The following is a 12,895-nucleotide window of genomic DNA, read 5'->3' as shown; positions in this document are numbered from 1 at the left end:
AGGCCGTGATGCGACGCTTTGGCGCCTGGCCCGCATGGGCCTTCATGGCGCTTTTCTTCGCGGTGCCGCTGGCGGCGCTGCTGCCCGAAGCCTTCGCCGAGGGCGGCAGCGCCTTCGGGCGGCTGTTCGGCAACCCGCTGTTCCTGGGCGCGCTGCGCAATACGTTGGGCCTCGGCCTCGCGGCGGGCGCGATCTCGGCGCTGGTGGGCACCTGCATCGCCATCGAACTGGCACGCCAGCCCGAAGGCCGACGCCAATGGATGATGACCCTGCTGGGCTTGCCGCTGGCCTTCTCGGGGCTGGTGATTGCCTACGGCTTCATCCTGGCCTTCGGCCGCGCGGGCTTCGTGACGCAGCTGCTCGCGGGCCTCGGCGGTGACCCGGCCGCCATCGGCAGCTGGATCTACAGCGTGTCGGGCCTGGGCTTCGCCTATGCCTACTACCTGATCCCGCGCGTGGCGCTGTCGCTGTACCCGGTGTTCGCCAACCTCGACCTGCGCCCGGCGCAGGCGGCGCGCACCTTGGGCGCTTCAAAAGCGCGTGCCTTCTGGGACACGGTGGTGCCCGAGGTGATGCCCTCGGTGCTGTCGAACGCCTGCATGGTGGCCGCGATCGCGATGGGTACCTACGGCACGGCGCTGGCATTGGTGGGCACGCAGCTCAACATCCTGCCGCTGATGCTGCTCGCGCAGGTGGGCGACGGCGGTTCCGATTTCGCGGTGGCGGCGGCCTTGTCGCTGGTGCTGATGGTTGTGTGTGTGATCGTGATGGGAGTGGGCGATGTCTTTACGCGAAGGCGCGAGCGTGGTGCTGTCGGCGCCGGTCACTGAGGCGCTGGCGCGCCTCGCGCAGAAGCAGCGGGGGCCGCAGCGCTACCACCAGCCGGTGGCCATCATCGGCCCGGGCGACGGCGGCCCGGCCGAATGCGAGGCCGCCCACGCGGTGGCGCATGCGCTGGCCGGCGCGGGCATGTCCGTGGTCTGCGGCGGGCGCGGCGGCGTGATGGCCGCGGCCTCGCGCGGAGCCGTGGAGGCCGGCGGCATCGTCGTGGGCATCCTGCCCGAGGACGACGACCGCAACGCCAACGAATGGCTCAGCGTGGCCATCCCCACGGGCATGGGCGAGATGCGCAACGGCATCGTCGCGCGCAGCGGCGTGTGCCTGGTCGCCATCGGCGGCAACATGGGCACGCTGTCGGAAATGGCGCTGGGGCTCAAGTGGGGCAAGCCGGTGTTCGTGATGCATGGCGACGTGGCGCTGCCGGGCGCGGTGCAGGCCACGGACGTAGAAGACATGCTCACGAAAGTGCTCGCCTGCCTGCTGGCATGACTCCCCCCGGCTGAAGCGGCGGGCGCATTGCACAATGCCGTCATGCCCTACATGCCCACCTTTGTCGCTCCCGCCCGCTTCACCGATGCCGCCGCTGCACTCGAACAGGTCAAGGCCATCTACCAGGGCGGCCTCGCCCATCTGCGCGAATCGATGCTGCGCTTCGTTGCCGGCGAGGCGCTGCCGGGCCGGGTGCGGGCCTGCTACCCCTTCGTGCGGGTGCACACGCACACCGTCTCGCGCCACACGCCGCCGGCCAACGCCGGCCTGAGCTATGGCTTCGTGGCCGGCCCGGGCCGCTACGAGACCACGCTGACGCGGCCCGATTTGTTCTCGCGCTATTACCTCGACCAGTTCCGCCTGCTGCTCGAAAACCATCAGGTCGAGCTCGAGGTAGGCACCAGCACACAGCCCATTCCGATCCACTTCTCCTTTGCCGAGAACGACCACATCGAAGGCACCATGAGCGCCGAGCGCCGCGCCCTCATGCGCGACGTGTTCGACCTGCCCGACCTGGGCGTGATGGACGACGGCATCGCCAACGGCACCTACGAGGCGCGCGACGGCGAGGCGCAGCCGCTGTCGCTCTTCACGGCCGCGCGGGTGGACTACTCGCTGCACCGCCTGCGCCACTACTCGGGCACTGCGCCCGAGTGGTTCCAGAACTTCGTGCTGTTCACCAACTACCAGTTCTACATCGACGAGTTCGTGCGCCTGGGCCACGAGGCCATGGCCGACGAGAACAGCGAGTACGTCGCCTTCATCGAGCCCGGCAACGTGGTCACGCGCCGGCGCGGGCTTGCTGCAGGTTCGAGCGCCACCTACGGCCACCTGCTCGACGGCAGCCAGGGCACCGCCCCGCCGCGCCTGCCGCAGATGCCGGCCTACCACCTGGTGCGCGAGGATTGCAGCGGCACCACCATGGTCAACATCGGCGTCGGCCCGGCCAATGCCAAGACCATCACCGACCACGTCGCGGTGCTGCGCCCGCATGCGTGGATGATGCTGGGCCACTGCGCCGGCCTGCGCAACACGCAGCAGCTCGGCGACTACGTGCTGGCCCACGCCTACGTGCGCGAAGACCACGTGCTCGACGAAGAGCTGCCGCTGTGGGTGCCGATTCCGGCGCTGTCGGAAATCCAGCTCGCGCTGGAGAAGGCCGTGGCCGACGTCACGCGCTACGAGGGCCCCGACCTGAAGAAGATCATGCGCACCGGCACCGTGGCCAGCACCGACAACCGCAATTGGGAACTGCTGCCCGGCAACCAGCCGCAGCGCCGCTTCAGCCAGAGCCGCGCGGTGGCGCTCGACATGGAAAGCGCGACCATCGCGGCCAACGGCTTCCGGTTTCGCGTGCCCTACGGCACCCTGCTGTGCGTGAGCGACAAGCCGCTGCACGGCGAGATCAAGCTGCCCGGCATGGCCAACCACTTCTACCGCGAGCGCGTGGAGCAGCACCTGCGCATCGGCATGCGGGCCATCGAGATCCTGCGCGAAGAGGGCTCGACGCGGCTGCACAGCCGCAAGCTGCGCAGCTTTGCCGAGGTGGCGTTCCAGTAAGAAGAAGGGCTTCTGGAGGGCCCCGACAGAGGTCGGGCCCTCAGGGTTTGTCCTGCCCGCCACCGCGCGGGATTGCGCCGTTTCGCGGACATCATCCGGTTTACCCCACAGCAACCGGAAAGAAGATGACCCAGTCGCGTTCCGTTCCCCTCTCCCGCCGCAGCTTCTCTGCATGGATCGCGGCCTCGGCCGCAGCTGCCGGCGCAGGACATGCCGCACTGTGGCCGCGCACCGCCTCCGCCGCCGACGCACCCGTGAGCAGCAAGCTGCGCATCGTGATTCCCGCCAACGAAGGCGGCGGCTGGGACCAGACCGGGCGCGCGCTCGGCGCCGCGATGCTGGCGTCAGGCGCGGTCGGCAGCGTGGTGTACGAGAACATCGGCGGCAAGGGCGGCACCATCGGCCTGGCGAAGTACGTCGAGAAATACGATGCCGACCCCGACACCCTGCTGATGAGCGGCATGGTCATGGTCGGCGCGGTCGCGCTGCAGAAGCCCGCCGTGACGATGGCCAACATGGCGCCGATCGCCCGCCTCACCAGCGACTACGAGGTGGTGGCGGTGAAGGCCGATTCGCCCATCAAGACGCCGAAAGATTTGATCGCACAGCTGCGCGCCGATGCAGCCAACACCGTCATCGCGGGCGGCTCGGCCGGCGGCGTGGACCACATGTATGCAGGCATGCTGGCGCGCGTGGCCGACGCTTCGCAGTCGCTGGTCTACCAGGCGCACCCCGGCGGCGCCGAAGTGGTCGAGGCGCTGGCAACCGGCAAGGCCGCAGCCGGCATCTCCGGCTACAGCGAGTTCAGCGAGGGCCTGGCCAGCGGCAAGCTGCGCGCCATCGGCGTGTCGTCGAAGCGGCCGTTCCAGGGCATCGCCTCGGTGCGTGAGCAGGGCGTGGAAGCCGACCTTGCCAACTGGCGCGGCGTGCTCACCGGCCGCAAGGTGCCGCCGTACCGCAAGGCGGCGCTGCTGACGGTGGTGCGGCGCGCCACCGCCACCGATGTGTGGCAAAAAGCCATCAAACAGAACAACTGGGACCCCTTCTGGATGGAGGGCAAGGATTTCGAGAATTTCCTCGAAACCGACACCGCAATGGCCGGCCCGCTGATCTATCTGCTCAAGCTGAAAGCCTGAGAGCGCCCGCTCCTGCGGGTTTTCCCTAGGCCACGAAGGCAAGGGATTGACACGTTTTTCGGACATCATCCGGTTACTTTTACAGGGAACTGGAAACAAAATGTCGCATTTCGTGCCGACCGGCCTCTCTCGCCGCAGCCTTGCGGCATGGATCGCATCGACAGCTGCCGCGGGCGCAATGCCCGCAGCGCTCTGGCCCACGATGGCCGGCGCGGCCGAACCGCAGCTCGCCACCAAGCTGCGCATCGTCATTCCCGCCAACGAAGGCGGCGGCTGGGACCAGACCGGCCGCGCCCTCGGCGCCGCGATGATCGCGTCGGGCGCGGTGGGCGACATCAGCTACGAGAACATCGGCGGCAAGGGCGGCACCATCGGCCTGGCGAAGTACGTCGAGAAATACGACGCCGACCCCGACACCCTGCTGATGAGCGGCATGGTCATGGTCGGCGCGGTCGCGCTGCAGAAGCCCGCCGTCACGATGGCGCAGGTCGCGCCGGTGGCACGGCTCACCAGCGACTACGAAGTGGTGGCGGTGAAGGCCGACTCGCCCATCAAGACCCCGAAGGACCTGATTGCGCAGCTGCGCGCCGATGCCGCAAAGACGGTCATCGCCGGCGGCTCGGCCGGCGGCGTGGACCACATGTACGCCGGCATGCTGGCGCGCGTGGCCGGCAACGCGGGGGCTCTGGTCTACCTGCCGCACCCCGGCGGCGCACAGGTGGTCGAGGCGCTCGAAACGGGCAAGGCGGCTGCCGGCATCTCGGGCTACAGCGAATTCAGCGATCACCTGGCCAGCGGCAAGCTGCGCGCCATCGGCGTGTCGTCGAAGCGGCCGTTCCAGGGCATTCCGTCGGTGCGCGAACAGGGCGTGGACGCCGACCTCGCCAACTGGCGCGGCGTGCTCACCGGCAAGAAGGTCCCGGCCGAGCGCAAGGCCGTGCTGCTCGAAGCCGTGCGCCGCGCCACCACGGCCGATGTCTGGCAGAAGACCATCAAGCGCAACAACTGGGACTCGTACTGGATGGCGGGTAAGGACTTCGAGAGCTTCCTCGATCTCGATACGGCGATGGCCGGGCCGTTGATCTATCTGCTCAAGCTGAAGGCCTGATCGCTCGAAGCATCACGCGAAAAGCTCGGGCATTTCGCGCTGCGCCTTCGGCGTCAGCGTGAGCGCCCGCCCGTCGAGCTCCTGCCGCACCCATCCGCGGCGCAACGACAGCTGCAGCCATGCAGCGCCCAGCGCACCGCCCAGGTGCGGACGGCGCTCGCTCCAGTCGAGGCAGGCGCAGGCGAAGCGGCGGCGCGAGCGCCGCACCGCATCGACCTCCACACCCAGGCTCTCCAGCGCGATCGCGCCTTCGGACGTGAGTTCGTACGAGCCGCTCTGCAGGCCGCTGAGCCAGCCCTGCGCATGCAGCCTGTCGTGCAGCGCGACACCCGCCGTGCCCGCCATGTGGTCGTAGCAGGTGCGCGCGCTGCGCAGGCGGCTCGGCGTGTTCGGCTTGAACTCTGGCGTGCGCGGCGCGCCGGCCACCACCATCAGGCTTTCGAGCGCGGCGGCGACGTCGTCGTTGGCGAGGCGGAAGTAGCGGTGCTTGCCCTGCACCAGCAGATCGACCAATCGTTCGTCCTTCAGGCGCGCGAGGTGCGCGCTGGCGGTCGATGCGGCCACTTCAGCCACGGTGGCGAGCTCAGTGGCAGTGCGCGCGTGGCCGTCCATCAGGCAACTCAGCATGCGGGCGCGCGCCGGTTCGGCAATGGCGCCGGCCAGGCGGGCCAGTTGGAAATCGGCGGATGAAGCAGTGGTGTCCATGCGCCCATCGTAAGACGGCGCCGCATCCGACACTTCGTTCGCGGACGAAGTGTGGCGGCGGCTTCGATCGCACACTGACGCCATGAACGAAAGCAACAGCCCCACTCTTGCCGACATGCCCGCCGACCCGGTCGCGGCCGTCACGCATGCCGATCCCTATCCGTACTACGCCGCCCTTCGCGACGGGCCACCGCTCGCTTGGAACGAGAAGCTGCGCCTCCGGGTCGCGAGCCGCGCAGACGTGATCGAAGAGGTGCTGCTCGCGCACGGTGCGTTGCGTGTACGGCCGCCCGCCGAGCCGGTGCCGCGCGCCATCGTGGGCAGTGCGGCCGGCGAGGTGTTCGGCCATCTGGTGCGCATGAACGACGGCGTGGCGCACCAGGCGCATCGGCCCGCTCTGCAACGCGCACTGGCCGGGCTCGACCTGAACGCAGTGCACGCGGCAGCCCTGCAGATAGCGCTGCGGGTTCCGCAGCAGCAGCCGCTGTCCGACACGCTGTTCTCGATGCCCGTGCAGGCAGTCGCGCACCTGCTCGGTTTTGCCGACGACGCGCTGCCGCAGGTGGACCGGTGGATACGCGACTTCGTGGCCTGCCTGTCGCCGTTGTCCACGCCCGAGCAGTTGCAGCGTGCGAGCGCCGCGGCGGGCGAATTGATGACGCGCTTTGAAGTTCTGGTGGCAGGCGAGCCGCCACGGCACGGCACGCTGCTCGCCGCCGTGCTCGCCGAAAGTGCGGGCGACGCAACGCTGTCACGCTCGCTGCTGGCGAACGTGGCCGGCCTGCTATCCCAGACCTGCGATGCAACGGCGGGCCTGGTTGGCAACAGCCTGATCGCGTTGATGCGCGAGCCTTCGCTGCGCACGTCGACCCGTACACGCGACGGCCTGCAGGCAATCGTCGAGGAGACCGCGAGGCATGATCCGTCAGTGCACAACACACGGCGCTTTGCCGCCGAAGCCGTCACCATCGCCGGCACACCGCTGACCTCAGGCGATGCGGTGCTGGTGCTGCTGGCCTCGGCCAATCGCGACGCGGCGTTCAACCCCGACCCCGACAGCTTCATGCTCGTGCGCGCCCGTCGCCGCATGCTCGGCTTCGGCCACGGCATGCATGCGTGTCCCGGCCAGGCCTTGGCATGCACGCTGGCAGCGGCCAGCCTCGACGCCCTGCTGCGCCGCGCGCCCGACCTCGATGCTCAGCGCCTGCGCGGCTGGAGCTACCGGCCGTCGGTCAACGGGCGCATTCCCGTGTTCCACTGACCCGTGCCCGCCAGGTGAGGCGACAGCTGCGCATCGCCCCAGCGAAGCGGCAACGCCGCCGGGCGACGCAAGGCATGCGTGACGTGGAAGCGCATCAGCCGCTCCGCGCCCTCGAATTCAGCCACCTCGGGCCCGTCCCAAACGATCTCTGCCGTGACTGCTACGTGCAGCAGATCGCCGCTGTCGAAGTCGACGAACAGCAGCCCCGCGCGCGGATGCGCCGCCAGGTTGCCGAGCGTGTTGAAGAAGCGGTTGCCGTTGAAGTCCGGCACGGTGAGCACGTCATCGCCGTCGAGGCGCACGAAGCCAGGGCGACCGCCGCGGTGCGACACATCGACGCCGTGCGAACTCGCATCGGCCTCGTCACCCGCCGCGACCTCGTTCGGATAGGCGGTAGCGATGAACAGCGTGTCGGCACTGCCGATAAGGCGATGCGCCGCCAAGTCGAGCTTGTCGAGCCATTGCGCCTGCGGCGCCGCATCGGCACGCGGCGAAACGAACACCGGTTCGCGCGCCTGGATGTAGCGCGGGCAGTTGCCGAAGCTCTGCTGCACCGCGACCATGAAACCCGCGTCATCGCGCGCCTCGACCGTGCCGTTCATGCGATTGCGCCGCCGCGTATGCGGCTGGATGCCGAGCAGGCCCAGTGTGGCGCCCTGCTTCAACTGGCCAACGAGCGGATCGCCCGACGCGGGCAGCGCATCGACGCGCAGGTGCGTGGCATCTGGCGAGTGCACGAAGCCGGCAGGTGCCGCGAGCACGCTGGCCCAGGGCTGCAGCTCCGCATCGAGGCTGCCGACCACGAGGAACGGCAGCAGCCCGAAGAACTCGCGGTGCTGGTCGGGCATGTAGTCGCGAATGACGCGCGGCCCGGCCACCTCCATCTGCTCGCGCGAGCCCGCCAGGGCCTGCAACGCCCGCTCGCCCGCGTGGAAGGGCGCGGCGATCATGCGACCGCCGCAAGCCCGATAGGCGTGCGCACCATTGGTACGAAGCCCGGCAAGGCTTCCACGCGCTCAAGCCAGCCGCGCACGTTCGGGTAGGTATCGAGCGCCACGCTGCCTTCGGGCGCATGCGCCACATAGGCGTAGTTCGCGATGTCGGCCAGCGTGGCGGCGGGACCGGCAAGGAAGGGCTGCTGCTGCAGGTGCATCTCCATCACCGAGAGCAACGCATGCGAGCGCTTGACGGTCTCCGTCGGGTCGGTGGTGTGGCCGAACAGCGCCATGATCCGCGCGGCCGCCGGGCCGTACGCCAGCGGCCCCGCCGCCACCGAGAACCAGCGCTGCACGCGCGCCGCACCGACGGCATCGCGCGGCATCCAGCGCGCGGGGTCAGGTGCATAGCGCTCGTTGAGGTAGACCAGGATGGCGTTGGAGTCGGCCAGCGTAAGGTCGCCGTCCTCGATCACCGGCACTTGGCCGAAGGGGTTGCGCGCCAGGAACTCCGGCGCGCGGTTGTCGCGCTTGCGCATGTCGATCTCGACGTTCTCGAACGGCAGGCCGAGCATCGTGAGGAACAGCCGCACGCGATGCACGTGGCCGGAGAGCGTGGTGCCGTAGAGCTTGATGGGCTGGGCGGGGCGATTGGCGGCTGCGGCGTTCATGGAGGCGTTCCTTTTTCGAGATGGCTGGGACAGTGCCTCGATTCTTCTCTCTTGCGGCAAATGAATGAATAGCCATTCCTGTATTTGACTGCTGCGTTTTCCGGTTTAATCTCCCCATGGATCGTTTCAAGGCTATGCAGACCTTCGTGCAGATTGCCGACCAGGGCAGCCTGACCCGCGCCGCCGAGGCGCTCGGCACCTCGCTGCCCGCGGTAGTGCGCTCGCTCGCCGCGCTGGAGGCGCACCTGGGCGTGCGCCTGTTCCACCGCACCACGCGCCGCCTTTCGCTCACCGAGGAAGGCCGCCACTACCTGTCGAGCGCACGCGAGGTGCTGCTCGCGGCCGACGCCGCCGACCTCGCGCTGAAGGCCGAGGCGCGCGAGCCGGCGGGCCAGCTCACCATCACCGCGCCGGTGCTCTTCGGCCACATGTACGTGGCGCCGGCCATCGTGCGCTTCATGCAGCGCTACGAAAAAGTGCGCTGCAGCGTGCGGCTGTACGACCGCACCGTGAACCTGCTCGAAGAAGGCATCGACGTGGGCATTCGCATCAGCCCGCTGGAAGATTCGTCACTGGTGGCGCAGACGCTGGGCACCATCCGCCGCGTGGTGGCCGTGAGCCCCGACTACCTGGCGCGGCACGGCACGCCAACGCATCCGCGCGACCTGAACGGCGCGCCCTGCGTGCGAGGCCGCGTCGATGCGCCGGCGCAGTGGCTGTTCCACGAAGGCGGCAAGGCGATCAGCGTGACGCCGAACAACCGCCTGGAGTTCAATCACCTCGCGCCGGCCATCGAGTCGTGCGCGGCGGGCATGGGCTTCGGCACCTTCTTCTCGTACCAGGTGATGCCGCACGTGGCGCAGGGACGGCTGAAGCTGGTGCTGGAAGACTTCGAGCCGCCGCCGCGGCCGGTGAGCGTGATCTATCCCAATGCGCGGCTGCTGCCCGCGCGCACGCGGGCGTTCATCGAGTGGATGAAGATGGAGTTCAGCGGGCTCAGGCTCTAGGTGCAGCTGTCATTGCAGCTGCAGTTGCGGGGCAATTCGCGGCTGTCGAGCAGGCAGATTTCCGAGTCCTGCTTCAGCACCGGCCAGCCGTCGCGCTCGAGCTGTCCGGTCACAGCCGATACGCGCGACGTGAATTCCTCCAGGGATTCGCAGCTGCGCAGCGTCACGAAGCAGGTGCAGGCTTCCTCACGCAGGCTGTCTCGCGACAACTGCGCGCCGTGTGCCTCGCACAGCTGCTGCAGCGCAGACATGTCGCACTGTTGCTGGCGCAGCTTGCCGCGCCACTCGAAATACTGGCCGTCGCAGTCGAGCTGGTCGGCGTCCTGCACAGGCGCATCGACCTTCACGCCCAGCACTGCCATGCCCGCCCGCGCCAGCCATTGCGCCAGCGCCATCGCTTCGGCCTTGGCTTCTTCGAGATCGGCGCGCAACCAGGCGGTAGCCGAGAGCTGCCGATTTCGCTCGCCGCCGTTGTCGCGGTGATGGTCGATCAGCAGCGGCCGCAGCCCGATCTGCTCGCACACCGCGACAAAGAACGGGATCTGCGATTCGTGCGGCACATCGCAGGTCAGGTGAAGTTCCAGCCTGCTCTTCATGGCACGACCACCGGCGCAGGCAAAGGCAGGCCATCGCAGAGCGCGGCGGCATCGCTCGCCATGCCGCGCACCGCCTCTTCGAGGCCGAGATTCAGCACCGACATGAACTCGCCATTGGCGCTGGCCCAGTTGGTGCGCGTCCCCATGCCGTGGTACTGGCGCAAGACAGTCTCGCCGCCGGGCAGGCGGTAGTTCACCTTGAGCACGACGTGCGAAACCAGGTTCAGATCGACCGACCACGCGTGGGCCAGGCGCAGGGCCACATCCGCAGTCACCTGCCTGGCACCGGCGCTCGCGGGCGGTGCGCCCAGCACTGTCTGGAACCCGTAGCGGCTCGTCGACTGCAGCGCGCCGCGCGTCCACCCGGTGGCGTCGCCGCTGCGCAGCGACTGCACGGACCGGGGCGTGGCATGCACCGTCGGCAGCATCACGGTGAGGTTGCCGGCGTTGGCCTTGTTGCTGCGCGCATCTTCGATCGATGGCAGGTACAGCGTGCAGCCGCGCGCGAGTCGCAGCGACACGGCCGGCACGCTGTTGGGGCGTTCGGCCGGCTCGGGCGCGGGCTCGAAAACCATGGGGAGCGGCTCGCTCTCGGTGACGGCATGCGAGAGAGTGGGCATGGCGCAGAGTATGGCCAGAGTGGTGGCGATGGCAAGTCCTTGGCGTGGCCTCATGGGGCGGTGTTCCTGACCGAATACATGGCGCCGTCCTGGTCGCGGAACAGCACGCGGCCGGGCTGCTCGTCGAAGCTCTGGCCGGCCAGTGTCACCCACGAACCGTTGACATTGAATCGCGCAGTCTTAACGCTACCTGAACGGGCGCCGGCAATGTCCAGCGCGACCGCATGCAGGGTCTGTGCCATCGACTCGCGCATCACGCCGCGCAGCACCTGCCCGTCGTTCGCGGTGAGCCTTCGCAGCACGGCAGCGCGCGCGGTGCCGCCGATGGGCGTCTGGAAGATGGCCGAGGCGCGGTAGCTCGGCTCGCTGCGGCCGTCCTGCCAGAGCAGGGCCGAGGTGCGCGTGGTGAAGGCGCCAAGGCCTGGCTCCAGCGCGTACTGCAGCAACAGCACCATATAGGCGGGGCCAGTTTTCGTGGCAGCGATGCGGGCCTCCTGCTCGGCCTTCAGCGGCATCGCCGCGAGCACCTGCGAGGAGCGGATCTTCAGCGGGAACGAGCTCGGCTCGGCAAGCAGCGTGGTCAGCGCCTTGCCCGCCTCCACGCGGTAGTCGTAGTCGAGCAGCGGGCCGACGATGGCCTGCACTTCGGCGCTCATCTCCTTCTGGCGCGTTTGCTGCACCGACGAGTCGATCAGCGCGCCGATCAGCCCGCCGCCCGTGGCCGCGCTCACGCCCGGGGGCTGTGCGGAGAACATGAAGCTCTCCTGAGCGACGACGACGCGTACGTCGACTTCCTGGACCTTGCTGCGGTCCGCAGCCGCCAGGGGCCGATGAAAAGGTGCGCAGGCGCCGAGCAGCAGCGCAGCCGACAGCACCAACCAGAAACGCAGCATCCTTGGGCCTCCCACCGCGCAATACAACTGGGCGTCGATTGTGAGGCCGCCGGGGCGTGGTTCGACTCGGGTTATCGAGGGCTTGGAGCGCCCGTGATTTTCAGGTGACTGCGTCAGAATGGTTGTGTGCCGTCCACCACCTCTTCCGCTTCACCCCCTCTGTTCCACGCCAGCCATCTGCACAAGCGCTATGGCAACACCACGGTCGTCGACGACCTGTCGTTCGAGATCGCGCCCGGCGAATGCCTGGGCGTGATCGGCCCGAACGGCGCGGGCAAGACCACCACCATCCGCATGTGCCTGGGCCTCACCGCGCCCGACGGTGGTGACATCTCGGCACTCGGGCTGCAGATGCCGCGCGATGCACTGGCCATCAAGGCGCAACTGGGCGTGGTCACGCAGTTCGACACGCTCGACCCGGATTTCAGCTGCGCCGAGAACCTCGTGGTGTACGGCCGCTACTTCGGCTTCAGCAAGGCGCATGTGCGCGCACGCGTGCCGCAGCTGCTGGAGTTCGCGGCGCTGTCGCACAAGGCCGATGCGAAGCCGGGCGAGCTCTCGGGCGGCATGCGGCGGCGGCTGTCGCTGGCGCGTGCGCTGGTCAACGACCCGAAGCTGCTGCTGCTCGACGAACCGACCACCGGCCTCGACCCGCAGGCGCGGCACCTGATGTGGGAACGGCTGCAGGTGCTGTTGCAGCAGGGCAAGTCGATCTTGCTGACCACGCACTTCATGGACGAGGCCGAGCGCCTGTGCTCACGCCTGCTGGTGCTCGACCATGGCCGCAAGATCGCCGAAGGCCGCCCGCGCGATCTGATCGCCGAGCACCTGGAGCCCGACGTGGTCGAGGTGTATGGCAACGGCGCACTGTCGCTGGCCGAATCGCCCGAGCTGAAGGCGATGGCGGCACGCGTGGAAGTCAGCGGGGAGACGGTGTTCTTCTACACGCAGGACGCGCGGCGGCTGCTCGATGCGCTGACGCAGCACAGCGGCCTGCGCACCTTTCATCGGCCGGCGAATCTGGAGGACCTGTTCCTCAAGCTCACCGGCCGCCAGATTCGCGAGGACGGCTAG

The 12,895-nt window shown here is 68.7% G+C and carries 14 protein-coding genes; 8 read left to right on the top strand and 6 right to left on the bottom strand.

Translation table 11 applies throughout. The features are described from left to right. The first annotated feature begins 8 nt into the window (after positions 1-8). The 5 genes from BLW48_RS32795 (at position 9) to BLW48_RS32775 (ending at position 5,133) form a co-directional block, all read left to right on the top strand. On the top strand, positions 9-830 hold the full coding sequence (locus BLW48_RS32795) for an ABC transporter permease (RefSeq protein WP_093081013.1): 822 nt from the start codon (positions 9-11) through the stop codon (positions 828-830). Continuing rightward, on the top strand, positions 781-1,329 hold the full coding sequence (locus BLW48_RS32790) for a TIGR00725 family protein (RefSeq protein ID WP_093179804.1): 549 nt from the start codon (positions 781-783) through the stop codon (positions 1,327-1,329). Before BLW48_RS32795 ends, BLW48_RS32790 begins: the two co-directional genes overlap by 50 nt. Before the next feature lie 42 nt (positions 1,330-1,371). Next, the gene (locus tag BLW48_RS32785; protein WP_093058687.1) at positions 1,372-2,889 is read left to right on the top strand and encodes an AMP nucleosidase; all 1,518 of its coding nucleotides are present in this window, start codon (positions 1,372-1,374) and stop codon (positions 2,887-2,889) included. A 125-nt stretch (positions 2,890-3,014) separates the two neighbouring features. Beyond that, entirely contained in the window at positions 3,015-4,025 is a 1,011-nt protein-coding gene (locus BLW48_RS32780; protein WP_176928987.1) for a Bug family tripartite tricarboxylate transporter substrate binding protein, read from the top strand. 100 nt (positions 4,026-4,125) lie between these two features. After that, positions 4,126-5,133 (top strand): Bug family tripartite tricarboxylate transporter substrate binding protein, encoded by a 1,008-nt coding sequence (locus tag BLW48_RS32775; RefSeq protein ID WP_093179802.1) that lies wholly within the window; start codon positions 4,126-4,128, stop codon positions 5,131-5,133. Positions 5,134-5,145: 12 nt separating this feature from the next. On the opposite strand, the gene BLW48_RS32770 is transcribed toward BLW48_RS32775, so the two are convergent. Further along, positions 5,146-5,838: an ArsR/SmtB family transcription factor gene (locus tag BLW48_RS32770; protein ID WP_093058685.1), complete on the bottom strand. Its 693-nt coding sequence runs from the start codon at positions 5,836-5,838 to the stop codon at positions 5,146-5,148. 82 nt (positions 5,839-5,920) lie between these two features. On the opposite strand from BLW48_RS32770, the gene BLW48_RS32765 reads away from it, so the two are divergent. Continuing rightward, positions 5,921-7,099 carry a cytochrome P450 gene (locus tag BLW48_RS32765; RefSeq protein ID WP_256331049.1) on the top strand — a complete coding sequence of 393 codons (1,179 nt, stop codon included), beginning with the start codon at positions 5,921-5,923 and terminating at the stop codon, positions 7,097-7,099. On the opposite strand, the gene BLW48_RS32760 is transcribed toward BLW48_RS32765, so the two are convergent. Then, positions 7,057-8,049, bottom strand: a complete 993-nt coding sequence (locus BLW48_RS32760; RefSeq protein ID WP_093179801.1) for a pyridoxamine 5'-phosphate oxidase family protein — start codon at positions 8,047-8,049, stop codon at positions 7,057-7,059. The two genes, BLW48_RS32765 and BLW48_RS32760, sit on opposite strands and share 43 nt — an antisense overlap. After that, complete coding sequence (locus BLW48_RS32755; protein WP_093179799.1) at positions 8,046-8,705, bottom strand: glutathione S-transferase family protein; 660 nt, start codon at positions 8,703-8,705, stop codon at positions 8,046-8,048. The genes BLW48_RS32760 and BLW48_RS32755 overlap by 4 nt, the downstream gene beginning before the upstream one ends. Before the next feature lie 116 nt (positions 8,706-8,821). Between BLW48_RS32755 and BLW48_RS32750 the strand changes: the two genes are divergently transcribed. After that, the gene (locus BLW48_RS32750) at positions 8,822-9,712 is read left to right on the top strand and encodes a LysR family transcriptional regulator (protein WP_093179798.1); all 891 of its coding nucleotides are present in this window, start codon (positions 8,822-8,824) and stop codon (positions 9,710-9,712) included. Here the strand turns inward: BLW48_RS32750 and BLW48_RS32745 are convergent. The 3 genes from BLW48_RS32745 to BLW48_RS32735 are packed head-to-tail and all read right to left on the bottom strand — an operon-like array spanning position 9,709 to position 11,821. Then, positions 9,709-10,308, bottom strand: coding sequence for a hypothetical protein (locus BLW48_RS32745; protein WP_256331048.1), 600 nt, complete (start codon positions 10,306-10,308; stop codon positions 9,709-9,711). The genes BLW48_RS32750 and BLW48_RS32745 overlap by 4 nt on opposite strands. Beyond that, positions 10,305-10,928 carry a hypothetical protein gene (locus BLW48_RS32740; RefSeq protein ID WP_256216967.1) on the bottom strand — a complete coding sequence of 208 codons (624 nt, stop codon included), beginning with the start codon at positions 10,926-10,928 and terminating at the stop codon, positions 10,305-10,307. Before BLW48_RS32740 ends, BLW48_RS32745 begins: the two co-directional genes overlap by 4 nt. Positions 10,929-10,978: 50 nt before the next feature. Beyond that, a complete protein-coding gene (locus BLW48_RS32735; RefSeq protein WP_093179796.1) occupies positions 10,979-11,821 on the bottom strand; it encodes a hypothetical protein in 843 nt (280 codons plus the stop codon). A gap of 126 nt (positions 11,822-11,947) precedes the next feature. On the opposite strand from BLW48_RS32735, the gene BLW48_RS32730 reads away from it, so the two are divergent. Beyond that, positions 11,948-12,895 carry an ATP-binding cassette domain-containing protein gene (locus BLW48_RS32730; protein WP_176928985.1) on the top strand — a complete coding sequence of 316 codons (948 nt, stop codon included), beginning with the start codon at positions 11,948-11,950 and terminating at the stop codon, positions 12,893-12,895.

The organism is Variovorax sp. YR266 (assembly GCF_900107295.1).
Lineage (GTDB): Bacteria > Pseudomonadota > Gammaproteobacteria > Burkholderiales > Burkholderiaceae_C > Variovorax.
This window is presented reverse-complemented; position numbering and strand designations above follow the sequence as displayed.